Source organism: Thioalkalivibrio sp. ALE9 (assembly GCF_000377445.1).
Lineage (GTDB): Bacteria > Pseudomonadota > Gammaproteobacteria > Ectothiorhodospirales > Ectothiorhodospiraceae > Thioalkalivibrio.
The window spans coordinates 111,731-135,872 of record NZ_KB898124.1 but is presented as its reverse complement, the minus strand read 5'-3'; the positions used below and the strand labels follow the sequence as shown (position 1 = coordinate 135,872).

General features: G+C 67.6%; 18 protein-coding genes. 9 read left to right on the top strand and 9 right to left on the bottom strand.

The annotated features are described in order from the left end of the window. Positions 1-20 precede the first annotated feature (20 nt). The gene (locus tag D106_RS0106360) at positions 21-926 is read right to left on the bottom strand and encodes an alpha/beta hydrolase (protein WP_018879557.1); all 906 of its coding nucleotides are present in this window, start codon (positions 924-926) and stop codon (positions 21-23) included. A 152-nt stretch (positions 927-1,078) separates the two neighbouring features. Between D106_RS0106360 and D106_RS0106355 the strand changes: the two genes are divergently transcribed. The 3 genes from D106_RS0106355 to D106_RS0106345 are packed head-to-tail and all read left to right on the top strand — an operon-like array spanning position 1,079 to position 6,162. Further along, complete coding sequence (locus D106_RS0106355; protein WP_018879556.1) at positions 1,079-3,787, top strand: cation-transporting P-type ATPase; 2,709 nt, start codon at positions 1,079-1,081, stop codon at positions 3,785-3,787. A gap of 21 nt (positions 3,788-3,808) precedes the next feature. Continuing rightward, entirely contained in the window at positions 3,809-5,254 is a 1,446-nt protein-coding gene (locus D106_RS0106350; protein ID WP_018879555.1) for a sialidase family protein, read from the top strand. Beyond that, positions 5,230-6,162 (top strand): isoaspartyl peptidase/L-asparaginase family protein, encoded by a 933-nt coding sequence (locus tag D106_RS0106345; protein ID WP_018879554.1) that lies wholly within the window; start codon positions 5,230-5,232, stop codon positions 6,160-6,162. The genes D106_RS0106350 and D106_RS0106345 overlap by 25 nt, the downstream gene beginning before the upstream one ends. Before the next feature lie 77 nt (positions 6,163-6,239). Here D106_RS0106345 and D106_RS0106340 read toward each other — a convergent pair whose 3' ends face one another. From D106_RS0106340 to D106_RS0106330, 3 genes are all read right to left on the bottom strand, one after another. Beyond that, on the bottom strand, positions 6,240-6,656 hold the full coding sequence (locus D106_RS0106340; protein WP_018879553.1) for a CrcB family protein: 417 nt from the start codon (positions 6,654-6,656) through the stop codon (positions 6,240-6,242). Then, positions 6,653-7,051 carry a fluoride efflux transporter CrcB gene (gene crcB / locus D106_RS0106335; RefSeq protein WP_026280597.1) on the bottom strand — a complete coding sequence of 133 codons (399 nt, stop codon included), beginning with the start codon at positions 7,049-7,051 and terminating at the stop codon, positions 6,653-6,655. Before crcB ends, D106_RS0106340 begins: the two co-directional genes overlap by 4 nt. 223 nt (positions 7,052-7,274) lie before the next feature. Beyond that, complete coding sequence (locus D106_RS0106330) at positions 7,275-8,186, bottom strand: LysR family transcriptional regulator (RefSeq protein ID WP_026280596.1); 912 nt, start codon at positions 8,184-8,186, stop codon at positions 7,275-7,277. A gap of 109 nt (positions 8,187-8,295) precedes the next feature. Here D106_RS0106330 and D106_RS0106325 point away from each other — a divergent pair, with 109 nt between their 5' ends. From D106_RS0106325 to ettA, 3 genes are all read left to right on the top strand, one after another. Next, on the top strand, positions 8,296-9,168 hold the full coding sequence (locus D106_RS0106325) for a pirin family protein (protein WP_018879550.1): 873 nt from the start codon (positions 8,296-8,298) through the stop codon (positions 9,166-9,168). A gap of 70 nt (positions 9,169-9,238) precedes the next feature. Next, a complete protein-coding gene (gene ycaC, locus D106_RS0106320; RefSeq protein ID WP_018879549.1) occupies positions 9,239-9,865 on the top strand; it encodes an isochorismate family cysteine hydrolase YcaC in 627 nt (208 codons plus the stop codon). A gap of 228 nt (positions 9,866-10,093) precedes the next feature. After that, positions 10,094-11,761 (top strand): energy-dependent translational throttle protein EttA, encoded by a 1,668-nt coding sequence (gene ettA / locus D106_RS0106315; protein ID WP_018865992.1) that lies wholly within the window; start codon positions 10,094-10,096, stop codon positions 11,759-11,761. A 110-nt stretch (positions 11,762-11,871) separates the two neighbouring features. Here the strand turns inward: ettA and D106_RS0106310 are convergent, their stop codons facing one another. Beyond that, the gene (locus D106_RS0106310; protein WP_018865991.1) at positions 11,872-12,186 is read right to left on the bottom strand and encodes a hypothetical protein; all 315 of its coding nucleotides are present in this window, start codon (positions 12,184-12,186) and stop codon (positions 11,872-11,874) included. A gap of 97 nt (positions 12,187-12,283) precedes the next feature. Continuing rightward, positions 12,284-12,760 (bottom strand): hypothetical protein, encoded by a 477-nt coding sequence (locus tag D106_RS0106305; RefSeq protein ID WP_018879548.1) that lies wholly within the window; start codon positions 12,758-12,760, stop codon positions 12,284-12,286. A gap of 527 nt (positions 12,761-13,287) precedes the next feature. Between D106_RS0106305 and treY the strand changes: the two genes are divergently transcribed. Genes treY through D106_RS0106290 form a run of 3 tightly spaced genes read left to right on the top strand, consistent with a single transcriptional unit; the run spans position 13,288 to position 19,611 of the window. Continuing rightward, positions 13,288-16,011: a malto-oligosyltrehalose synthase gene (treY, locus tag D106_RS0106300; protein WP_018879547.1), complete on the top strand. Its 2,724-nt coding sequence runs from the start codon at positions 13,288-13,290 to the stop codon at positions 16,009-16,011. After that, positions 16,008-17,792, top strand: a complete 1,785-nt coding sequence (gene treZ / locus D106_RS0106295; protein WP_018879546.1) for a malto-oligosyltrehalose trehalohydrolase — start codon at positions 16,008-16,010, stop codon at positions 17,790-17,792. Before treY ends, treZ begins: the two co-directional genes overlap by 4 nt. 4 nt (positions 17,793-17,796) lie before the next feature. Continuing rightward, a complete protein-coding gene (locus tag D106_RS0106290) occupies positions 17,797-19,611 on the top strand; it encodes a glycoside hydrolase family 15 protein (RefSeq protein WP_018879545.1) in 1,815 nt (604 codons plus the stop codon). Between the two features lie 94 nt (positions 19,612-19,705). Here D106_RS0106290 and D106_RS0106285 read toward each other — a convergent pair whose 3' ends face one another. From D106_RS0106285 to D106_RS0106275, 3 genes are read right to left on the bottom strand one after another with little or no spacing between them, the layout of a single operon-like run. After that, positions 19,706-20,752 carry an HlyD family secretion protein gene (locus D106_RS0106285; protein ID WP_026280595.1) on the bottom strand — a complete coding sequence of 349 codons (1,047 nt, stop codon included), beginning with the start codon at positions 20,750-20,752 and terminating at the stop codon, positions 19,706-19,708. Continuing rightward, entirely contained in the window at positions 20,736-22,811 is a 2,076-nt protein-coding gene (locus D106_RS0106280; protein WP_018879543.1) for a TolC family protein, read from the bottom strand. Before D106_RS0106280 ends, D106_RS0106285 begins: the two co-directional genes overlap by 17 nt. Next, positions 22,811-24,139, bottom strand: a complete 1,329-nt coding sequence (locus D106_RS0106275; protein WP_018876257.1) for a glycosyltransferase — start codon at positions 24,137-24,139, stop codon at positions 22,811-22,813. Before D106_RS0106275 ends, D106_RS0106280 begins: the two co-directional genes overlap by 1 nt. Positions 24,140-24,142: the final 3 nt, after the last annotated feature.

The following is a 24,142-nucleotide window of genomic DNA, read 5'->3' as shown; positions in this document are numbered from 1 at the left end:
TTCCTATTGCGGGCTGGAGCTCAGTTCTGATCGATGAAGTCCGCGGTGAAGTCGGCCACGTCGTCCGCGAAGAAGTCACGGAAGAAGTGCCCCGCCCCGTCCACGGTCATCAGGGTGATGTCGCCGCTGTCCTTCACCGCCTCGACCTTCTGCGGCAGGTCCGGCACCACGTCGTCCTCGGAACCCGTGATCACCAGCGTCGGGATCTGCATCCCGCGGATCACCGTCGGGGTATCGTTCTGGCGGGTCGGCTCGTAGTAGCCGAGGAAAGCGCGCGGGGTCACGTCCAGCTCCTCGCAGTAGAGGAAACGCACATCCTCCATCAGGGTCTCTTCCTGACCCATGCGCTGGAGTTCACGGGCCTGATCCAGGAGTACCTGCAACGGCATACCGCTTTGTTCCTCGTACTCGCTCGCAGCCTCGTACTCGTCATAGGTGGACGCGGCCACCAGCACCAGGGCGCGGATGCCGTCCGGGTCATGCTCGGTCAGGTAGCGGGCCACCTGGTTGCCACCGCGCGAGTGGCCAAACAGGGTGACCGGACCATAGCCCTCGTCCTGCAGCCATTGATGCCACAGGCTCAGCTCCTGCAGATGGTCATCCACGCCGTGACGCACCGGGGCATCGCATTCGAACATCCCCTCGCGCGCGTCGATGCCGTAGCTCAGATTGACGGACAGCGTATTCAGGCCATGGTCCGCCAGCAGATCCTGCACCGCGGCCATCACCTCCATGCGCCCGTGCGCCAGGGTCCCGTGCAGCATCAGGAATACCCCGTCGGAGGGGCTCGCCCCCATGCCCTCCTTCATATGACCGATCAGGGTTCGGTCATCGTGTTCCAGCGTAACCTTCTCCGCCGCCATCACGTTCGAGGCCGCGACCAATCCGGCCACTGTCAGGGCAGCCGTGGCAATCCAGCGAGACATGGGAACCTCCTGTTATTGAGTCGTCCGGAAATAGACTCGTTCGCGCTGGGAAAATTCCACCCCGGCTGCGCGCCATGGCCTGACAGCGCGAGCCGCGCCGGCGCATGATAAGCAGGTCCGGATCCACTGGGTGATAAATCTCCGGGAGACCCATGAGCGATCGCGACCCGTCACGCGACTGGCACGCCCTGAAGACCGATGAAGTGCTCCGGCGTCTGGAGACGGACGAGCACGGACTCGCCTCGTCCGCCGCGGAACAGCGGCTTCAGCATGTCGGCCCCAACCGCCTGCCGGAGGCCGCGCGCACCGGCCCCGTCCGGCGCTTCCTGCTGCAGTTCCACAATGTGCTGATCTACGTGCTGATCGCCGCGGCGGTGGGTACCGCGTTCCTTGGTCACTGGCTGGATACCGGCGTCATCCTGGGGGTGGTGCTGATCAACGCCATCATCGGCTTCATCCAGGAGGGCAAGGCGGAGAAGGCGCTGGACGCGATCCGCGGGATGCTCTCGCCCCGCGCCCAGGTCCTGCGTGACGGCCAGCGCCACAGTATTCCCGCAGAGACGCTGGTCCCCGGCGACATCGTGTATCTGCAGGCCGGGGACCGCGTCCCGGCGGACCTGCGCCTGACCGGGGCGCACAACATGCGCATCGACGAGGCCGCGCTGACCGGCGAATCGGTCGCCAGCGACAAGCAGAGCGAGCCGGTGGCGGCCGCATCCGACCTCGGCGATCGCCGCTCGATGGCCTATTCCGGCACGCTGGTGGCCTTTGGCCAGGGCCGCGGGGTGGTGGTCGGCACCGGGGCCGATACCGAGATCGGCCGCATCTCCACCCTGATCGGCGAGGTGGAGACCCTGACCACCCCGCTGCTGCGCCAGATCGCCCAGTTCGGCCGCTGGCTGTCGGTGGCCATCGGCGTCCTGGCGGCGGCGACCTTCGCCTTCGGCTACTGGGTGCGCGACTACGACCTGGTGGAGACCTTCCTCGCCGCGGTCAGCCTGGCGGTGGCGGCGATCCCCGAGGGCCTGCCGGCGATCATGACCATCACCCTGGCGATCGGGGTGCAGCGCATGGCCACGCGCAACGCGATCATCCGCCGCCTGCCGGCGGTCGAGACCCTGGGCTCCGTCACCACCATCTGCTCGGACAAGACCGGCACCCTCACCCGCAACGAAATGACGCTGAAGAGCATCATCACCACGCAGGCGGAGTACGAGCTGGGCGGGGTCGGCTACGAGCCGCACGGCGGCATTACCCGCGACGGCCAGGAGGCGGACCCGGAGGCCGATCCCCTGCTGGCCGAGGTCCTGCGCGGCCTCCTGCTGTGCAACGATGCCGAGGTCTATCTGAAGGACGACCGGTGGACCATGGAGGGCGACCCCACCGAGGGGGCCCTGATCGTCGCGGCGATGAAGGGCGGACTGGAGCCGAAGGCAATCAACGAGCGCTTCGTGCGGGATGACGTGATCCCGTTCGAGTCGTCCTACAAGTTCATGGCCACCCTGCACCATGACCATGAAGGCGGGGCCTTCGTCTTTCTCAAGGGGGCGCCGGAACGCGTGCTGGCCGTATGCAGCCAGCAGCGCACCGCCGATGGCGAGGCGCCCCTGGACGCCGAGCACTGGCAGCAATGGATGGACGGCGTCGCCGCGCGCGGCCAGCGCCTGCTCGCGCTCGCCACCCGGCGCATGGAGGATCACCGCCAGGAACTGGAGTTTTCCGACATCGAGGACGGGGGCCTCACCCTGGTGGCGGTCTGCGGGATCATCGACCCGCCACGCGAGGAGGCAATCGAGGCGGTGGCCCACTGCCAGGAGGCCGGCATCCGCGTGAAGATGATCACCGGCGATCACGGCGTGACCGCGCGCGCGATCGCCGACGAGCTGGGCATCAGCACCGAGGGCGGCGTGGTGGTCGGGCACGAGCTGGAAGGCGCCAGCGACGCGGAGCTCGCGGAGCAGGTCCGGCATGTGGACGTGTTCGCCCGCGCCACGCCGGAGCACAAGCTGCGCCTGGTGCGCGCGATCCAGAGCCACGGCGACGTGGTCGCGATGACCGGCGACGGTGTCAACGATGCCCCCGCCCTCAAGCGCGCCGATGTCGGCGTGGCCATGGGCGTGAAGGGCACCGAGGCCGCGCGCGAGGCCTCGGAGATGGTGCTGGCCGACGACAACTTCGCCTCCATCGCCAACGCGGTGGAGGAAGGCCGCACCGTCTACGACAACCTGAAGAAGGCCATCCTGTTCCTGCTGCCCACCAACGGCGGCCAGGCCTTCACCATCGTCGCCGCGATCCTGCTCGGCCTCACCCTGCCGCTGACGCCGGTACAGGTGCTGTGGGTCAACATGGTCACCGCGGTCACCCTGGCCCTGGCCCTGGCTTTCGAGCCCACCGAACCCGGCACCATGCAGCGCCCGCCGCGGCCACCCAACACGCCGCTACTGTCCGGCTTCCTGCTCTGGCGCATCGGCTTCGTCTCCGCGCTGCTGGTGGCCGGCACCTTCGGCCACTTCCTGTGGCTGGAGCAGCAGGGCGTGGCGGAGGAATTCGCACGCACCGTGGCCATCAACACTCTGGTCATGGGCCAGCTGTTCTTCCTGTTCAACAGCCGCTACATCCTGGAGCCGGCACTGAACCGGGCGGGCCTGTTCGGCAGCCGCCCCGTACTGATCGCGGTCGGCGTGCTGATCGTGCTGCAGGGCCTGTTCACCTACGCCCCGCCGCTGCAGCTGCTGTTCGGCACCACCGCCATCGGGCCGGAGGAATGGCTGCGCATCCTCGCCTTCGGCCTGATCCTGTTCACCCTGGTCGAACTCGAAAAGACGCTGCTGCGCCGACGCGGTTTCAACCCCCACCAGTAGGGAACGCCCGGGAGACTGCCCATGGCCGCGACAGACACGCCCGTAACTCGATACCCCGCCCCCAACGCCAGCGTTCATACGCCCCCTGCGCTGCACCCGACCGGGGCCTCGCTGGCCCCCCTGTGCGCGCTCGCCCTTGCCCTGTGGGGGCCAGCGGCCCTGGCGGGAGACGCACCCGAATCCCGGGTCGCCTGGGAGGAGCCGGTCGAGGTCGCGCGCGGCGAGGCCTTCCGCGGCCCCTGGCGCATGAACGCCTCGGATTTTCGCTATGTCGACGATGCCTCGGTGGCGATCAATGACCATGGCGACGCGCTGGTCGTCTGGGCCGACCAGGCGCAGCAGGCCCTGTTCCTGCAGCGCTACGACCGCGACGGCCGGGCGGTCTTCGAGCGACCGACCCGGATCGGCGGCGTGCCGGGCACCTTTTCCTGGCTGCCGCGGGTCGCGGTCGAACCGGCGCCGGACGACGCCGACGCCTTCGACGTGCACCTGCTGTGGCAGGAGATCCTGTTTACCGGCGGCGACCACGGCGGCGAGATCCTGTACGCCCGATCCCGCGACGGAGGCCGCTCGTTCGAGGGACACCAGAACCTGTCCCGTTCGCGCGACGGTGCCGGCAAGGGCCGCATCACCGCCCAGCGCTGGGACAACGGCAGCCTGGACCTGCTGCTGACGACCACCGGCGAGGTGGTCGCGGCCTGGACCGAGTACCAGGGTCCGCTGCGCGTCACCTATTCGGCGGATCGCGGCGCGTCCTTCGCCGAACCCGTGACCGTCAACCCGGACAACTCTGTGCCGGCCCGCGCCCCGGCCCTTGCACAGACGCCGTCCGGTCGCGTGCTGCTGGCCTGGTCGGAGGGTGACAGCCCGTACGCGGACATCCGGATCGCCCGCTCGGACAACCTGGACGCGGGCTTTTCCGAACCGGCCACCGCGCTGGAGCACTCGGGCCATGCCGACGCCCCGGTGCTGGTGGTGGACGCGGAGGGCGTTGTTCACCTGGCCTTCGGGGCGATCCCGGCCAACGATCTGGAGGATTACCGGCAGCCCCATTTCCGCCGCCTGCATGTCAGTCGCGCAGACGCCGACACCCTGGACTTTGCACCGCCTACCCGGATCGACGCGGATCAGTGGCCGGGCGGCTTCCCGACTCTGGCCCGGGACGACCGGTGTCTGTATCTGGTCTGGCAGCGCTATCCCCACCCAACCGATCGCCCCTGGGGCCTGGCATTCACCCACGCGCCGCTGAAATCCGCGCGGTTCGGGCCTGTCGAGGCGGTCCCGGGCACACTCGACACCCCCTACAGCGGGGGCCTGCAGGGGCAGTTGAAACGGCGCATGGCGGTCAACCGCCACGGGGCTATCGCGATTGCTCAGAGCCGCTTCATCCCGGGAAGCCACAGCGACATCCTGCTGATCCGTGGCCAGATCGAGGAGGACGGATGCCATCCGAACCCTTCTCGCTGATGATTCACGGCGGTGCCGGACAGATCCACGAGGCCGGCAATCCACAGATCGCCGGACGCTACCACGCCGCGCTGCACGCGGTACTGGAGGCCGGCCGCGAGCGGCTGGCGCGGGGCGATACCGCCCTGGATACCGTGGAGTACTGCGCGGCGCGGCTCGAGGACAACCCGCTGTTCAACGCCGGCACCGGTGCCGCCCTGACCCGGGACGGGAGCGTGGAGCTGGATGCCGCGATCATGGATGGGGCCACTCTGGCCGCGGGTGCGGTCGCGGCGGTTCGCGGTATTGCCAACCCGATCCGCCTGGCGCGGGCGATCCTCGACGACGGGGAACATGTGCTGCTGGTCGCGGACGGCGCCGCCAGCTTCGCCCGCGAGATCGGGATGCCGCAGGTGGACGAGGAGACCCTGATCACCCCGCAGCGGCGGGAACAGCTGGAGCGCGCCCTGTGCCAGGACCGGGTCACACTGGATCATGACGAACCCGCGCCCGGGACTATCGGCGCGGTCGCGCGCGATCGCCACGGCCATCTGGCCGCGGCAACCTCCACCGGCGGGATGACCGGCCAGCGCCCCGGTCGTGTCGGGGACTCGCCGATCCCGGGTGCCGGCGTCTATGCGGACGATCACAGCGCCGCCATCTCCGCGACCGGGCATGGCGAGCATTTCCTGCGCAGTGTGTTTGCCCGGGAACTGGCCGACCGTGTCGAATATCTTGGACTGAGCGCCGCCGAGGCCCTGAACGCGAGCCTGCAGCGCCTGCGGGAGCGGCTCGCGGGCTACGGCGGGGCCATCGTGATCGACCGCAACGGGCGCTGCGCGGCCGGCACCACCACCCCGCGCATGCTCCACGGCTGGATCGAACACGCGGGCCCGAGCCGGACGCGCATCGAACCGCCGGCCCGTTGACCGGGCCACGCCAGCGACCGCGGAATCACCCGACGCGCGGGTCGTGAAACGGCGCTCAGTCTCACGCCCCGAGGGGTTCAGCCCTGCGCCGCAGTGGCGTTCCAGCGCCGCCCCATGCGGCTGCCCAGCCACACCCCGACAATCCACAGCACCAGGGACACGCCCACATAAAGCCCGGCGCGGCCTGCAGCACCCGACTGCATCAGCCACAGGCTCTCGAGGCTGAACACCGAGAAGGTCGTAAAGCCGCCGCAAACCCCCGCCAGCATGAAATGACGAAACACCGGGTCGGCCGGGCGGCAGCCGCCCGGCGCGCTGATCACCGCATACAGCCCGATCAGCCACGATCCGGCCACGTTCACGGCCAGCGTGTCCCAGGGAAAGCCAGTGCCGGCCAGGTGCAGCCCGGTCCAGGAGACGCCGTAGCGCGCCATGCTGCCGAGCGCGGCCCCCAGCGCCACGAACAGCGAGAGCCGCAGCGAATACCCGGTCACGCCGCACCCCCTGCCAGACGGCCCAGCGCGTGCCCGATGGCCACCAGCGCCAGCCCCCCGCCCAGGGTCAGCACGACGTAGACCAGCGCCGGGCGCAGCCCGTCCTGCTCCGCGATCCCGACCACCTGCAGGCTGAACGAGGAGACCGTGGTAAAGCTGCCGAGCACACCCACCACCAGCAACAGCCAGAGCCAGGAGGTCCACGCCGGCCCCGAGGCCCAGCCCAGCGCCAGCCCGATCAGCAGCGCACCGGAGGCATTCACCGCCAGCGTCCCCCACGGGAAACGGCCGCCCCCGGTGCGGTTGTCGATCCACTGCGACAGCCAGAAGCGCGCCAGTCCCCCCAGCGCACCCCCGGCTCCCACCAGCAACAGGCCCTCCCACCACGCCATCATGGCGCCATTGTCAGCGGCACCGGCCAAGCTGTCGAGCACCGGGGTCAGGGAAACGCTGACTCATGGCCCCCGCCTACCATTCGCGCGACCCCGTTCCAGCACAGACGCCTGGGGGCCACCCGTCGCGGTCGCCGCGGGTCCGGAACCGCCAGCCGAAGCGACAACCCGTCGACAGAGGCGCGATGGCGACTGACCACACGTCCAGACAGCCGCGCCGCGGATCTCAATCCTCGTCGAGAGCGGCAAAGCCTTCGGCCAGATGATCGATCAGGCCACGCACGGCCGGCAGCTGACCGCGCCGCGACGGGAACACCGCATGCACGATCTCGCGCGGCGGGGCCCAGCCGTCCAGCACCGGCAGCAGGCGGCCCTCCGCCAGCTCCGTGGTCATCATCATGGTCGGCAACTGCACGATACCGACCCCGTGGCAGGCGGCAATCCGCAGGGCCGTCATGCTGCGCGTGACCAGGCGCGGCTGGTGGGCAATCCAAGCCTCGCCACCCTCGGGCCCGACAAGGTGCCACTGATAGCGTGCCTGCGGCCGGCTCAGTGCGAGGCTGGGGAGGTCTGCAAGATCCGCCGGCACCTGCGGCGAGCCCTCACGCTGAAGCAGGTCCGGGCTCGCCACCAGCCGCTGGGCCCGGTCGGCCAGGACGCGCAGGACAAGCTCGCTGTCCTCCAGCGGCGGCGGCTCCACGCGGATGGCGATATCGAAGCCTTCCTCGATGACATCCACGCGGCGGTTGGTCGCGTCCAGATGCAGCTGCACCCGCGGGTAACGGCGCTGATATTCCGCCAGCATGGTCGCCACCCGGGCATCCAGCAGCGCGACCGGACAGCTCAGATTGACCGTGCCACAGGGCTCGTCGCGCAGGCCGTCGATGGCATCCTGCGCGGCCTCCGCCTGCACCAGCATGGCCTTGCAGAAGCCATGGTAGATGCGCCCGATCTCGGTGACGCCGACATGCCGGGTGGAGCGCTGCAACAGGCGCACCCCCAGTCGTTCTTCCAGCGCGGCGATCCGGCGGCTGAGCTTGGACTTGGGCTCGCCCAGTGCCCGCGCAGCCGGGGCAAACCCGCCGTGTTCGACCACGCGGGCGAAATAGTAGAGATCGTTGAGGTCCTGCATCTTCATCGTTCCGATTATGGAACGGTGAGTGTAATTTTTGCGTACTACAAGCGCCACCGTCCTGCTGCCAGGATTCTCGTCAGGTCACCAACCACGGCCTTTCGAGGAGGACAACATGAAGACCATCCTGGGTACATACAGCGCCCCACCCCGCCACTGGGTCGGCAACGGCTTTCCCGTGCGTTCGCTGTTTTCCTACCAGAGTCACGGCCGCCACGTGAGCCCGTTCCTGCTGCTCGACCATGCCGGACCCATGGATTTCGAACCCGCGGCCCGACCGCGCGGTGTCGGAGAACATCCGCACCGGGGGTTCGAGACCGTCACCATCGTGCTGGATGGCGAGGTGGAGCATGCCGACTCCACCGGGGCCGGCGGCGTTATCGGACCGGGCGATGTGCAGTGGATGACCGCCGGTGCCGGCATCCTGCACGAGGAGTTCCATTCCCGGCGCTTCACCCGCACCGGCGGGCGGCTGGAGATGGTGCAGCTCTGGGTCAACCTGCCGTCCCGATACAAGATGACCGCACCGGGCTATCAGCACCTGGGCGTCGCCGACATCCCGGAGATCGCACTGCCGGACGCCGCCGGGCGGCTAAGAGTCATTGCCGGCGAGTATGCCGGGCAGTCGGGGCCGGCCCGCACCTTCAGCCCGATGCAGGTGTGGGACCTGCGCCTGGAGCGCGATGGCGAGGTCCGCCTGGACCTGCCGCACGGCTGGAACTCCATGCTGGTGGTACTGCATGGCACCGTTCAGGTGAACGGCAGCGAGATCGCGCGCGGCGGACAGCTGGTGATGCTGAGTGCGGAGCACGAGGGCGTGATCGTCGAATCCAATAACGAGGCCACCGTGCTGGTCCTGTCCGGCGAACCCATCGACGAGCCCGTCGTCGGCCAGGGGCCCTTCGTCATGAACACGCCGGAGGAGATCCGCCAGGCCATCCGCGACTATCGCGAGGGCCGCCTGCAGCATTCCGCCCCATCCACTTGACCCAACCCCGCGGCGCACCTGCGTCGCGGCATTTCATGCCTGCCCGGCAGGCTTACACAAGGAGAACGACATGAATCAAGACTACACCTACCGCCGCCTCGACAAGGACGATGCCGCGCTGCTGCTGGTCGATCACCAGTCCGGTCTGATCTCGCTGGTCCAGGACTTCGAACCCAGCGAATTCAAGAACAACGTGCTGGCCACGGCTGCCTGCGGCCGGTACTTCGGGTTGCCCACCATCCTGACCACCAGCTTCGAGGCCGGCCCCAATGGACCCCTGGTGCCGGAACTGCAGGAGATGTTCCCCGACGCCCCCTATATCGCGCGTCCGGGCAACATCAACGCCTGGGACAACGAGGAATTCCTGGCTGCCGTAAAGGCCACCGGCAAGAAGCAGCTGATCATCGCCGGGGTCGTCACGGAGGTCTGCGTGGCCTTCCCGGCGCTGTCCGCCATCGAGGAGGGCTACGACGTGTTCGTGGTGACCGACGCCTCGGGCACCTTCAACAAGACCACCCGCGATTCCGCCTGGTCCCGTATGGAGGCCGCCGGCGTGCAGCTGATGGGCTGGTTTGCGATGGCCTGCGAACTGCACCGCGACTGGCGCAATGATGTCGAAGGCCTGGGAGCGCTGTTCTCCGAGCACATCCCCAACTACCGCAACCTGATGACCAGCTACTTCGCGCGCAACGCCTGAGCCATTAGCCACGAGCCATGAGCCATCGGGGCGGGCGGCCATCGCGGCGCCCGCCCTTTTCCGTGTTCATCGATGCGGCCCCGCCGACCTGACGCGCTGGAGGCCTTCCCAAGGTCCCAGATCACCGGGGACATGCGCCTCCGGATTGCCGGGATGGTAAAGTGCGGGCCCAGAAAGGGCCGTAAAGGGCCTGTTCCTCATTCAAACCGCATTGGTCGCAGGAGCATCATGGCGCAGTACATCTTTACGATGAACGGCGTGGGCAAGATCGTCCCGCCGAAGAAATACATCCTCAAGGACATCAACCTGAACTTCTTCCCGGGCGCCAAGATCGGCGTGCTGGGCTACAACGGTGCGGGGAAATCCACCCTGCTGCGCATCATGGCCGGCGTGGACACCGAGATCGTCGGCGAGGCGCGGCCGCAGCCGGGCATCAACATCGGCTACCTGCCACAGGAGCCGCAGCTCGACGAGAGCAAGGACGTGCGCGGCAATGTCGAAGAGGCCGTGGCCCCGATCAAGGAGGCGCTGGCCGAGCTGGATCAGGTGTATGCGGCCTATGCCGAGGCGGATGCGGACTTCGATGCCCTGGCCGCCAAGCAGGGCGAGCTGGAGGCAAAGATCGAGGCCGCCGATGGCCACAACCTCGAGCGCAAGCTGGAGGTCGCCGCGGACGCCCTGCGCCTGCCGCCGTGGGATGCCGACGTGAAGACCCTGTCCGGGGGTGAACGCCGCCGCGTGGCCCTGTGCCGCCTGCTGCTGTCCAGCCCGGACATGCTGATCCTCGACGAGCCGACCAACCACCTGGACGCCGAATCCGTGGCCTGGCTGGAGCGCTTCCTGCAGGAGTTCCAGGGCACCGTGGTCGCCGTTACCCATGACCGCTACTTCCTCGACAATGTGGCCGGCTGGATCCTCGAGCTGGACCGCGGCCAGGGCATCCCGTTCCAGGGCAACTACTCGCAGTGGCTGGAACAGAAGGAAAAGCGCCTGAAGCAGGAAGAAAAGGCCGAGGCCGCCCGCGTGAAGGCGATGGAATCCGAGCTCGAGTGGGTGCGCTCCAACCCGAAGGGCCGCGGCGCCAAGAGCAAGGCGCGCCTGAAGCGCTTCGAGGAGATCGCCTCCACCGACTACCAGAAGCGCTCCGAGACCAAGGAGATCTACATCCCGCCGGGCCCACGCCTGGGCGACAAGGTGCTCGAGGTGGAGAACCTGTCCAAGCACTTTGGCGACCGTGTGCTCTACCAGGGCCTGTCGTTCTCCGTGCCACGCGGCGCGCTGATCGGTGTAATCGGCCCGAACGGCGTCGGCAAGACCACCCTGTTCCGCATGATTGCCGGGCAGGACCAGCCGGACGACGGCTCGATCGAGCTGGGCGAGACCGTGCAGCTGGCCTATGTGGACCAAAGCCGCGACGCGCTACAGGACGAGAAGACCGTCTGGGAGGAGATCTCCAACGGCCAGGACATCATCCAGGTCGGCAACTTCCAGATGCCCTCACGCGCCTACGTCGGCCGCTTCAACTTCAAGGGCACCGACCAGCAGAAACGCATGAAGGAACTGTCCGGGGGGGAACGCAACCGCGTGCATCTCGCCAAGCTGCTGCAAAGCGGCGGCAACTTCCTGCTGCTCGACGAACCGACCAACGATCTGGACGTGGAGACCCTGCGCGCGCTGGAAGAGGCCCTGCTGGACTTCCCCGGCTCCGCGATCGTGATCTCGCATGACCGCTGGTTCCTGGACCGCATCGCCACCCACATCCTCGCGTTCGAGGAGGACGGCAACGTGGTGTTCTTCGACGGCAACTACCAGGAATACGAGGAAGACCGCCACAAGCGCCTGGGCGCCGAGGCCGATCAGCCACACCGGGTCAAGTACAAGCGTCTCGCCTCCTGACCTACCCCCCGAAGGCCCGGCACCCGCCGGGCCTTCGTCTTTCCGCCCCCGGAACATTGGCCATATGGTCATCGCCAATGCCTGCTGCATCGGGCCGGCCTGCGCCGAGGCTACGGGCGAATCGGCCGGGTCTGCTCCAGGAATGCCTCCGTAAAGCCTTCCAGCTCTGCATCTTCGATCAGCCCTTCGCGCCGCATGCACAGGAACTGATCCAGCGCCTTCGAGCGGGCATGGCCATCGAAGATGAATGCAAGCCGCTCGTTCGCTTCGTTCAACTGCTGATAGAGATCCAGAAAGCGTTCGTGATTCGAGCGGTCTTCCTGTTCCATTGCCGCCCGGCAATCGGCCAGGGCGCGCTCGCAGTAGCGATCCAGCGCGGTTTTCTTCAACTGGCTGAACCGTTTCCAGTCCGATTCCTTGATCATCCCGGAGGCCTCCTGAAATTCGACACGCCAGGGAGTCAGGCGGATGCACGCCCAACAGCTGGGAAATGATGCAGCGGCCGCAGCCGCTCCGCCAACCTTATCGGCGATCGCAGCTCGCGGTCAGGCGCCCGTCCACTGGCTCGGTGGTCATCCCGGTATCGACGAACCGGCCTTCGGCATGCAGTTCACCGCCATCAATCCGGATCAGCGGCTCCGACGCACCGCCGGCGACGCTGATCCACTGCTCGCCCATGCGCGCCCGATTGGCCTCCAGCACCTCGCCCCCCGCACGGACATCGCCAAACTGGGCCGAAATCGAATGCGTCAGCATCCCGGCGACCTCGTTGCGCGACGCAAACACCCGCAGCGGACCGCGATCGGTATCGGCACGCGCCACCAGCGTCTGGTAGCGATCATCCGCGTCACCGGAGAAATCGCAGACCTCCATCTCCAGCGCGTATTCCTCGCCATCCAGGACCAGGTTCGCGACCTCGGCCGCTTGCGCATTCACGGAAACCAGCGAAACGGCCAGCAACGACAGCAAACCTCCAGGCACTACCAGCGCAAGACGCATGCGGCAACTCCTTTGCAGAGATGGGTACGGAAGGGAAGCTTACCCCATTCCCCTAGGGAAACACTGATTAATGCACGCGCTCGCGCTCGAGTCGCTTTTGCGTGCGAACAAGGCGCGGTGACTGCCGTGCAGTCATTCTGCACAAGGGAACCGAAACGCCGTGCGCGCGCCCGTTTTTGATCAACAACGGGCGGCCGAGCCCCGACTTTCACTAGCTTGTGGGGGTTGGCACCCCAGGTTCCCCGATCCTGCGTTGCGGCACTTGCCGGTAGAACCACTACCGGCTGCGCACCGCGCCTTGTCTCGGAAAGCCTGGGGTGCCAACGCGAGTGTGTACATTGATCAGTGTTTGCCTAGGCACCACGCGAGGCCCGGCATGGGACCGATTCCACCCCCTGACCCTGCGCCGATCGGTTCTTGCGGCCGGACGTGCATTCCCTTCCCCCGGAATCTGGTCCATATTCACATGACGCAGTCGGTGAGAAGGGCCCCGTTCGCGGGCCGGTCGGGCGTCGGGGCGGAGGGCGATGCAGGAATCCTTCGGCAGCACAGCAAGCGCGGACGCCGCCGAGTGCCGCGAAGGGCAGCGCCTGCCGCCCGAACGCATCGCGACCTGCCGCCTGCAGCTGCACCCGGGCTTCACGCTGGACGACGCCGCCGAGGTCGTCCCCTATCTGGCGCGGCTGGGCATCTCGCACGTTTATCTCTCGCCGATCCTGCAGGCGGTGCGCGGCAGCGCCCATGGCTACGATGTCGTCGACCCCTCCCGGGTCAACGACGAACTCGGCGGCGAGGCGGCGCGCCAGCGCCTGTGCGCGGCGCTGGAGGCCGCCGGGATGGGGCTGGTGCTGGACATCGTACCCAACCACATGGCGGTGGCCGGAGACCAGAACCCGTGGTGGTGGGATGTGCTGGAGAACGGCCCGTCCAGCCGGTTCGCGATGCATTTCGACGTGGACTGGGAGTCTTCGGAGGAGCGCTGGCCCAACAAGGTCCTGCTCCCGGTGCTGGGTGATCATTACGGCCGCGTCCTCGAGGCCGGCGAGATCCGTCTGCAATACGATGGTGGACTGTTCGATCTTGCCTATTACGAGCACCGCTTCCCGCTGGATCCATCCTCGCTCAATGACCTGCTCGACCGCGCCGGTCGCGCCACGGGCATCGAGTTTCTGGGCTTTCTCGCGGAATCCTGCGCACGCCTCCCGCAGCCCCAGCTCACCGGGCGCGACTCGGTAGCACGCCGGCACCGCGACCAGGGCGTCATTCGCCAGTTGCTGGACGAAATCACCCGCGACGACCCGGCGGCCGCCGAGGCCATCGCGGCCGAGGTGGCCCGGATCAACGCCGATCCCGATGCGCTGGACGCGCTGATCGAGAAGCAGAACTACCGCCTCGCCTGGTGGCGCACGGCCGGACGCGACCTCGGCTACCGGCGGTTCTTCGACATCAACGACCTGGCCGGGCTGCGCCAGGAGCGCGAGGACGTGTTCCGGGCCGTGCATGCACTGCCGGTGCGCTGGGTGGCGGAAGGCGCGGTGCACGGCCTGCGAGTCGACCATCCGGATGGCCTGCGCGATCCCGGGCAGTACTTCAACCAGTTGCGCCGCGCCTGTCCGGGCACCTGGATCGTCGCCGAGAAGATCCTCGAGCCCGACGAGTCGTTGCCGCGCGACTGGCCAATCGCCGGCACCACGGGCTACGACTTCCTCAACCGCGTGCAGGGGCTGTTCGTGGACCCGGCCGGCGAGGCCCCGCTGACGCGGCTGTTCGAGGAACTCACGGGCGAAGACGCCGACTACCCGGGGCGGGTCTACGAATGCAAGCGCCTAGTGCTGAAGGACCTGCTCGGCAGCGAGCTGAACCGCCTGAGCTCGCTGTTCGTGGCGATCTGCGAGCAACACCGGCGCCACCGCGACTACACCCGCCACGAGCTGTACCTCGCCCTGCTGGAGGCGGCCGCCTGCTTCCCGGTCTACCGCACCTACCTCGCCCCGCGCGAAGGTGGCGTGACGGCGGCGGACATCGCCCGCGTCGAGACCGCGATCGAGCAGGCCGCCGCGCGCCGCCCGGAACTGGACAGCAAATTGCTGCAGTTCCTGCGTGACCTGCTCTTGCTGCGAATCCCCGGCGAGCACGCGACCGAACTGGCCCTGCGCTTCCAGCAGCTGACCGGCCCGGCGATGGCCAAGGGTGTGGAGGATACCGCTCTGTACCGCTTCCACCGCCTGACGGCCCTCAACGAGGTCGGCGGTGACCCCGGTCGCTTCGGGATATCGGTGGACGAATTCCACGCGGCCAGCGCCCGCGCCCGGGCCCGACACCCCGAGGCCATGCTGACCACCTCGACCCATGACACCAAGCGCAGCGAGGACGTGCGCGCCCGGCTGCTACTGCTCTCGGAGATCCCGGAGGCATGGGCCACAGGCGTGCACGGATGGATGCGCCAGAACGCTCGCCACCGCACCGGTGAATGGCCGGACCCGGCGATCGAGTATCTCTATTACCAGACTCTGGTGGGCGCCTGGCCGATCGACGTCGAACGCATGACCGCCTACATGGAAAAAGCCGCACGCGAGGCCAAGCGGGAAACCAGCTGGACCCAGCCCCAGGAGGACTACGAACAGGCCCTGCGCGCGTTCGTGGCAGGGACCCTCGGCGACCCCGGGTTTCGCGAGGCGCTGGAGTCATTCCTGCGGCCACTGGTCGCCCCCGGCCGCACCAACAGCCTGGCGCAGACGCTGATCAAGCTGACCGCGCCCGGGATCCCGGACCTCTATCAGGGCAGCGAACTGTGGGACCTCAGCCTGGTCGATCCGGACAACCGCCGCCCGGTGGACTTTGCCACGCGTGCCCGGCTACTGGAGGAGCTTCAGCACCTGAGCCCGACACAGATCCAGGCGCGTGCCGACGAGGGCCTGCCCAAGCAGTGGGTGGTGCAGCAGGCCCTGGCCCTGCGCCGCCGTCACCCGGAATGGTTCGACCCGGATGCCGCGTACACCCCGCTGCGCGCCAGCGGCGAACGCGCCAGTCACGTGGTCGCCTACCTGCGCGGCGAAGGAGCGCTGGTGCTAGTGCCGCGTCTGGTGCTCGGACTCGCGGGCGACTGGCGCGATACCCGGCTGATGCTGCCGCCCGGCACCTGGCACAACCGCCTGTGCGGCGCGACGCTGCAAGGCGGCGAGCATCCGGTCGCGGAGATCCAGGCGGCGTTTCCGGTGGCCCTCCTCGAACGCGAGCAGGCCGCGCCATGACGACCGTGCGCGTGTGGGTCCCGGAGGCGAATCGGGTCGAACTGGAGTGCGGGGACAATCGCATGCCGATGGACCACCAGGCAGACGGCTGGTGGTCGCTGGAGACAGAGCAAGTGGTGCACGGCAGCGACTACGCCTTCCACGTCGACGGCAACGGCCCGTTCCCCGATCCGCGCTCCGCCTGGCAGCCGCAGGGCGTGCACGGCCCGTCGCGCTGGCTGGACCATGCCCGCTTCGACTGGCACGACGCCGGCTGGCAGGCGCCGCCGCTGGCCGCGGCGGTGATCCAGGAGATCCACGTCGGCACCTTCACCCCGACGGGCAGTTTCGACGGCGTGACCGAGCGCCTGGACCATCTGGCCGAGCTCGGCGTGACCCATCTGGAACTGATGCCGGTGGCGGAGTTCCCGGGCGCGCGCGGCTGGGGCTACGACGGGGTGAACCTGTATGCCCCGCATCACGCCTACGGGGGCCCCGAGGGTCTGAAACGCCTGGTCGATGCCTGCCACCAGCGGGGCCTCGCGGTGCTGCTGGACGTGGTCTACAACCACCTCGGCCCGGACGGCAACTACCTGGCACAGTTCGGCCCGTATTTCACCGACCGCTACCAGACCCCCTGGGGCGAGGCGGTCAATCTCGACGGGCCCGACAGCGATGCCGTGCGCCGCTTCTTCATCGACAACGCCCGGATGTGGCTGCGTGACTATCACCTCGACGGCCTGCGCCTCGACGCGGTGCACGCGATCGTCGATACCTCGGCCACCCATTTCCTCGAGCAGCTCGCCGCCGAGGTGCAGCGCCTGGGGCGCGCGCTCGGGCGGCATCTGGTGGTCATCGCGGAGAACGACCGCAACGACCCGCGCGTGACCCGGCCGGTCGAGGTCGGCGGCTACGGCCTGGACGCGCAGTGGAACGAGGACTTCCACCACGCCCTGCATGCCCTGCTGACCGGCGAGTCCGACGGCTACTACGCGGACTTCGGACAGCTCGCGGATCTCGCCCGGGTGCTGACCCGGGGCCTCGCCTACGACGGCCGCTACTCGCGTTACCGTCGGCGTACCCACGGGCGACCGGCCTCCGACCTGCCCGGCCGGCGTTTCATCGGCTGCCTGCAGAACCACGACCAGGTTGGCAATCGGGCCCTGGGCGATCGAATCAGCGAGGGCGTCTCGCCGGGCCTGCTGAAGATTGGCGCAGCCCTGGTGATGACCAGTCCCTTCGTGCCCATGCTGTTCCAGGGGGAGGAATGGGCGGCCGCGACGCCGTTTTTGTATTTTACCGATCACAGCGACGCCGACCTGGGGCATGCGGTAACCGAAGGCCGCCAGCGCGAGTTCGCCGCCTTCCGGCGGGACACCGATGCCGGCAGCATCCCGAACCCGCAATCCCGCGAGACCTTTGAACGATCCCGGCTGGACTGGGACGAACTCGCACACGAACCGCATGCCGGAATCCTGGAGTGGTACCGGGCCCTGATCGCCCTGAGGCACGCCCACCCGGCGTTCGCCGATGACCGTCTGGAGGGGATCGAGGCGCGTTTCGACGAGGCGGCTCGCTGGTTGATCGTGCACCGGCCGGGACTGCGGGTGGCATGCAACCTGCACCCTGCCCCGCAACGGCTGGCGTGCCCGGGTGCTGCGGCCGGTCGCCTCCTGCTCCAGTCCGATGCAGGTATCGTGGTGGGTCCGGACAGCCTGGAGATGCCCGGCGAGTCCGTCGTGATCCTGGACGCGCCTGCCCTCTCCTGCCTGCCCGGCCAACCGTCCATGTCGAGGGAGTGATCCAGTGACCGTATCCGACCGCCCCGTACACCGTATCGAGGGCTACCTGCCGATCGAGGAGCACGGCCTGATCGGGAATTGCACAACCGCCGCCCTGGTCGGTCGCGACGGCGCCATCCCCTGGATGTGCGTTCCCCGCTTCGACTCCGAGCCCTTGTTCTGCGCCCTTCTGGATCACCAGCGCGGCGGGGCCTTCACCGTGGCCCCGGAGCCCCTGGTCGCCTCGCACCAGCGCTACATCCCGGATACCGCCGTGCTGATTACCGAGATGACCGGCCCGGAAGGACGCGTCCGCATCACCGATTGTCTGCCCCTGCGTGCAGGAGCAGACCTCTCCGAGGACGCGCCCGCCGGACGCAACGAATTGCTGCGCCGGATCGAGGTGCTGGAGGGCCGGGTCCACCTGCGGGTCCGCGTCGACCCCCGGGGTGGCGCGAACGTATATCCGCACGGGGCGGGACTGGGACTGGCACTGCACCGCCAGCCGGAACTGGAACTCGCCCTGAGCTCGTCCCTGCCACTGGAGGCGGCGGACAGCCTGCACGAGCTCGAGGCGGGTGCACAGCATCACCTCGTCCTCGGCTGGGGCCCGCATACGCACCGGTTCCAGGCCCGCACCCCCGACGAACTGCTCGAGGCCACGCTTTTGGTCTGGAGACGGTGGATGCGGCATTTCGACTATGCCGGGCCGCAGGAAGACCTCGTCCGCCGCTCGGCCGTCACCCTCAAGCTGATGGACTACACCGCGACCGGGGCGATGATCGCCGCGCCGACATCCTCCCTGCCCGAGGCGATCGGTGGCCCGCGCAACTGGGATTATCGCTACGCCTGGATCCGCGATGCGGCCTTTTCCGTGTACGCGATGAGCGATATCGGGATGACCCACGAGGCCGCCGGATTCATTGGCTGGGCCCTGGACGCCGTCGACCGCGCGGGCTGGCCCCGGGTGCTGTACGACGTGGACGGCCACCTGCCGCAACCGGAACGCAGCGACCCGGACCTGGAGGGCTACCGCGGCTCGGGTCCCGTGCGCTGGGGCAACGGCGCGGTCGAGCAGCGTCAGCACGACGTGTTCGGGGAGATCCTCGACTGCGCCTGGCGCTGGGTTCGCTGGGGCGGCACGCTGGACCATCACCTGTGGGGGCGCCTGCGGCGCCTGGTCGAGTCCGCCAAGACCGAGTGGAAAAACCCCGACCACGGGATCTGGGAAGTGCGCACCGCCGGGCGGCCCTTTACCTACTCCGCCGCGCTCTGCGCGGTGGCGCTGGAGCGCGGTGCCGCGCTGGCCGAGCACAATGGCATGGAAGGGGACAGTGCCCTCTGGCGCGCCGAGGCGCGGCAGATCCACGAGGCGATCCTGGAACAGGCCTGGGACCCCGAGCTCCAGAGCCTGACCGAACACCTGGGCGGCGGCGGCATCGACGCGAGCCTGCTGGCCCTGCCCGGACGCGGCGTCATCCCCGCGGATCACCCGAAGATGGTCGCCACCACCGAGGCCGTCGTCCGCCGCCTGGGTGCCGGCAACGGCCTGCTCTACCGCTATCTTCCAGAAGAATCCCCGGACGGACTGCCCGGGCACGAGGGTGCGTTTGTACTGTGCAGCTTCTGGCTGGTCGACAATCTGGTCGGGCAGGGCCGCCTGGACGAGGCCGAGGCCCTGTATGAGTCCCTGTGCGCACGCACCAACCCCCTCGGCCTGCTGCCTGAACAGATCGATCCGGCCAGCGGGGCATTCCTCGGCAACTTCCCGCAGGCGTTCAGCCACGTCGGCCTGATCGCGACCGGCATCCGGCTGGGCAGGGTCCAGAGAAAGAACTGACCCCGGGTGCACCCGCATGGGTCCAAGTCCCATCAGGGCGGCGTTGCATTCGACAACCTTGACGGCGCGAATGCCCGAAAAAATCGATGTTTCCCTAGAATTTGACCCGCAGAGGCAGGCGATCCACGCGCCATATCTCCGGCAATTCGGAGACCGGCTCAACAATCACCGGGACCGCGCTCTCGCCTCCACCCAGCCCCGACCGGAAGGCCGCCGGAAGCCGATCGGCCGCCCCAACGGTAGCTGTCACAGCAGCCCTTCGCCGCTCACCATCCGGAAGGATCAGGCTGACCTCGCGCCCCGGTTCCAGCCGCCGCTCCAGGTGGCGGGGCTCCACATACGCCACCACACGAAGCCGCGTCCCGCTATACCGCAGCAGGGGCGTGCCGACGGCCACGAATTGCCCTGGCTCTACCAGGATCTCCGTCACCACGCCATCCAGATCGGCCGTCTTGACCAGTTGGCGGCTTTCCTGCCGCACCTCCGCTCGCTCTCCGAGGAGGTCGTCATGTCGTAACTGGAGACTGTCCGGCCAGGATTCCACCGCATCACCCCGCGGGACACGCGCCAGATTGCCTTCCAGCTCGGCGAGACGCTCCTCCACGCGTGCCCGCTCCGCGCGGACCGGAAGGAGTTCACCACGACCCGCCGCCCCCCTGTCGATCAGGCGCTCCAGACGGCGTTCCTGCGCACGGAATTCGTCCAGGCTTTGCTGGAGCAGTTCGATCCGGCGCTCGAGGTCCGCGCCCTGTTCCTGCCCGGAAAGCCCCACCCGCTCGCGCAGGCGCTCGAGGTCCTGTTCGATCTGCCGACCGCGGCGTTCCAACTGCGGACTGTGCTGTCGCACGACCACTTCCCCCCGGCTCACGCGGTCCCAGGGCTCGACGGCGATCGATTCCACAAAACCCGGAACCTCGGCCAGCAATTGATGCTGGGGGTACCAGACCAGAGCCGGGACCTCGGTCGATATGGCGTCGTTGACCAGCGTGTAAAGGAAGTACAGCACCGGGCTGGCCACCAGCAAAAGGATCAGATACCAGCGCAGCCGGAACGCGACCCGACGGGCGGGCCCGTAGCGCACCTTCATACCGCCATCCTGATCTGACCGCCGGCGGCCGGTGGCATCAAAGCGAATCTTCATGGGCCCACATTTCCCTCAGGTACGAGTAGCTCTGGATCGCCACCGGAAGACGGAGGTGGTCCAGCCGTTCGGTCGCAGTGTCGAGAGTGCTCAGCATCGCGTCCCAGCCGTGATGGAACCAGCTGTTTTGCGGCGAGAGGATCGACTCCACACTCTGAGCCAGGGTGATCGTGAGCCCCGGCTTCCGCGCGAGCACGGGTTCCAGGCGGTGGACCATCCCATCGGCATGCGTCACGTAGGTCATCAGGGCAAGCTCCGTTGCCCCCACCTCGGCGAAGTCGCAAGCCAGGCAACGATCCGGGCCACCAAAGTCGCGCGGATGGGCACTCAGCCCCACCGGCCACGGGGAGGCTTCGACTGCGGCAGCGACCGTCTCCAGCCACTCCTCAATGAGTTCGTCACGCTCGTAGCCATGGCTGTCCAGCTGGTCGATCTCGATGTCCAGGTGCAGATCGGCGAAGTCGACCCCCTTCAGACGCTGGATGATACGGACCAGGTCATCCCGCGCTTCGGGCAACACCCAGGTGGGCTCGCCGAGCAACAACCCCACATCCACCTGCCGCTGCCGCGCCTGATGCAGGAAATCCGCCAGCACACCGGGATGCTCGCTGTATCGATCGATCTGTTCGCCATCCAGCGACAGCCATACATGCTCCACGCCGGCGCGGCGCAGCAAGCCCCAGAACTCGGGATCCTCGCCCCGAATGACGGGTTCGCTATCCCACAGATAGATTCGCCCCGCGTAGGGCAAGCGGGCGTCCGTTACCGGATCGCCGCCCAGCGTGGCTCGCGCCTGCCGGATGGGTTCCATTGGCCGGGGACGATCGCTGGCCAGGAGGTCGCAACCGATCTGCGCGCGCCAGACCTCCAGCGCGCTGTCGAGCCAGCCTCGCGCGGCCTGATAATATGCCTGCCGAGCGGGCATCACCTCTTCCCAGGGGACGCTCACACGGCTCTCCGCCCGTTCCTCCACCACCGCCAGCGCATGAGCCGCCGCTTCCATCTCCTGCAAACGGGAATCCAGTCGGCGCGAATGGACCTCCAGGCGCTGCCGCGCCAGATCCCTGCGCTGTTCTACGGCCTGGGTGGCCGATGTACGCTGGTGCCGGAGCTGCCGCTGTTCAGCCCTCAGTTCTCTCTGCAGGGCGTTGTCTCCACCCAGCGCGCGCAAGGGCACGGAGACGGACCAGACAACCTCCAACCCACTCCCCAGGCGACTAACATCGTCTTCGTAACTCGAGCTGTAACGCAGTTGGAGGTTCGACCGCACCGCGTGGAACCGGGTCAGGGACTCACGCTCCTCGACTGCGCGCAACTCTTCCTCCACCGCCAGGACTTCCGGTGCGGGGTCCATCCCGGGAGTACCGCAAGTCGCCTGGTGTGGATCAAACCATGCTGAGGTTGATTCCAGAGTAACCGGCCGGCCCAGGAGATTTTCCAGCTCCACCCGGGCCTCGTGCTCGTCCACCCGAGCCTCGTCCACGTCCAGGCGCGCGGCATCCAGGCTGCGCCGCAAACTCGCCGCCTCATCCGCGCGAGTCAGCCGTTCGTCCCCGCGTTCCGCAAGGGTCCGTTCGAGATCCGGCTCGACGCTCAGCAGCGCCTGGCCCAGGGACTGGAGCTGGCGAGCATGCCAGACCCGCGCGTAGGACTCAGCCACGTCACGGCTCACGGTCTGCAATGCTTCCTGATACCGGTACCAGGCGGCACCGGCCTCCCCACGGGCCTGCCATTCCGCCCTTCGCTGCTGTTCGTCGGTGCCCAGCAGCGGACGCTGTATCCCGATCGAACCGCTGGTGCCGCGATATCGCCGATTGAGCCCTTCGACCACCGGTTCGCGGTAAACCCCAGCGCCAGCGCTTCCGAAGAGCTCCCAGCCACCCTCCTGATGCCGGCGCTCCCGCAAGGCGTCCGCCTGCTCGAACGCGGCTTGCTCGGCCAGCAACGAGGGTGCCTCTTCGACCGCATCCAGCAGCCGGGGCAGGCTCTCCGCGCTGGCCATGACCGGCAGCCCCGCCATCAGCATGCACCCGAGCAGTATCCCACCTCGCATCGCCATTACCGCTTGCTCTTGCGTAGTACCCACCAGGGGGCCATGGACGACTCCTGGCTCGAATGACGCCACCACTCGTTAATGATGGCGACCAACGACCACACCCGCATGCCCAATGCGAAAAAGGGAAACACGGGAATCAGCCAGGCCAGGCGAAGATCACGCCCGCGGCGTTCCGAAATGAACACCAGCGCGGTGATGTACATCAGGGCCGTCAGGATCGCGTAGAGCCCCATGATCAGTATGAACGTGGCCAGCACGACACCCGGATCGGCCATCACCACCAGCCACAGGGTGTACAGCACGATCAGCACCGGCATCACCATCTGGAACAGCATCCCGTACCAGACGCCTATGATTACATTCCACCAGCCCATCTGGCGCGGCGAAAAGGCGTTGCGATGCTTTCGCACATACATGAAGAACAGGTCCCCGTCCCAGCGCAGACGCTGCTTCAGGAATCCCACCAGGGTATCCGGGACATCTGTGTGCCCCATCGCCTGGGGTTCGAAAGGGATGTAGAACCCCGGGTGACGGCCAAAATACTGCTTCAGCCGCAAGGTCAGGTCGAGATCCTCCGCCGACCCCGTTGTCCACCCGCCCACTTTACGGACAAACTCGGTCCGGAAGACCCCGAAGGCACCCGAAATATTGTTGATGCCGCGGAACTCACCCAGGCCAACCTTGGCCAGGTGAATGGTGATCATATACTCCAGCGCCTGAAGGCGGGTCATCAGGTTTTGATTCCAGTTGCGAACGCGCAACGAGCCGGCCATGGCGATCACATTAGGATCGCGGAAATGGCCCGCTGCATGCAGGGCCATGCTGTTGTCGAACGAGGTATCGCCATCCACTGCCATCACGATTTCCCCGCGCGCCAACTGAAGCCCGGCGTTCAGCGACGAGACCCGACCACCCCGGGGTACCTTTGGCAGGATGATCAGCCGGCGACTGGCGTAATGCTCTGCCTCGGGCTGGATGTCGCGAAGCGCCTGCATGGTGGCCAGATTCTGATCAGCGCCATCCACCACCGCGATGATCTCGATCTGCCCCGGGTACACCTGCTCCAGCAGCGTGCGAATCGTCCCCTGTACCGACCGGCCTTCGGCATAGCACGTCACAATGCAGGTGATCCGCGGTGTGTACGGGTACTGGGTAGGAATCGCATAGATACGTCGAGTGTAGTGGCGCAGCACACCCAGCCAAATCATCAGGTTCAGCGGCAATTCCAGAAACACCACGAACGGGATGAACATGTACGCCAGCGTGAGGGCGTCCGACTCCAGGAACAACGTAGCCAGCAAGGCCCCGGCCTCGGTCGGAAGCGAAAGCATTTC

Bases quoted from the DNA above. Each gene is read 5' to 3' on its own strand.
- D106_RS0106345 (WP_018879554.1), top strand. From the start codon at position 5,230: ATGCCATCCGAACCCTTCTCGCTGATGATTCACGGCGGTGCCGGACAG.
- treZ (WP_018879546.1), top strand. From the start codon at position 16,008: ATGACGACCGTGCGCGTGTGGGTCCCGGAGGCGAATCGGGTCGAACTG.
- D106_RS0106310 (WP_018865991.1), bottom strand. From the start codon at position 12,186: ATGATCAAGGAATCGGACTGGAAACGGTTCAGCCAGTTGAAGAAAACC.
- crcB (WP_026280597.1), bottom strand. From the start codon at position 7,051: ATGATGGCGTGGTGGGAGGGCCTGTTGCTGGTGGGAGCCGGGGGTGCG.
- D106_RS0106280 (WP_018879543.1), bottom strand. From the start codon at position 22,811: ATGGCGATGCGAGGTGGGATACTGCTCGGGTGCATGCTGATGGCGGGG.
- ettA (WP_018865992.1), top strand. From the start codon at position 10,094: ATGGCGCAGTACATCTTTACGATGAACGGCGTGGGCAAGATCGTCCCG.
- D106_RS0106350 (WP_018879555.1), top strand. From the start codon at position 3,809: ATGGCCGCGACAGACACGCCCGTAACTCGATACCCCGCCCCCAACGCC.
- D106_RS0106330 (WP_026280596.1), bottom strand. From the start codon at position 8,186: ATGAAGATGCAGGACCTCAACGATCTCTACTATTTCGCCCGCGTGGTC.
- D106_RS0106360 (WP_018879557.1), bottom strand. From the start codon at position 926: ATGTCTCGCTGGATTGCCACGGCTGCCCTGACAGTGGCCGGATTGGTC.
- D106_RS0106325 (WP_018879550.1), top strand. From the start codon at position 8,296: ATGAAGACCATCCTGGGTACATACAGCGCCCCACCCCGCCACTGGGTC.
- D106_RS0106305 (WP_018879548.1), bottom strand. From the start codon at position 12,760: ATGCGTCTTGCGCTGGTAGTGCCTGGAGGTTTGCTGTCGTTGCTGGCC.
- D106_RS0106275 (WP_018876257.1), bottom strand. From the start codon at position 24,139: ATGCTTTCGCTTCCGACCGAGGCCGGGGCCTTGCTGGCTACGTTGTTC.
- D106_RS0106355 (WP_018879556.1), top strand. From the start codon at position 1,079: ATGAGCGATCGCGACCCGTCACGCGACTGGCACGCCCTGAAGACCGAT.
- ycaC (WP_018879549.1), top strand. From the start codon at position 9,239: ATGAATCAAGACTACACCTACCGCCGCCTCGACAAGGACGATGCCGCG.
- treY (WP_018879547.1), top strand. From the start codon at position 13,288: ATGCAGGAATCCTTCGGCAGCACAGCAAGCGCGGACGCCGCCGAGTGC.
- D106_RS0106285 (WP_026280595.1), bottom strand. From the start codon at position 20,752: ATGAAGATTCGCTTTGATGCCACCGGCCGCCGGCGGTCAGATCAGGAT.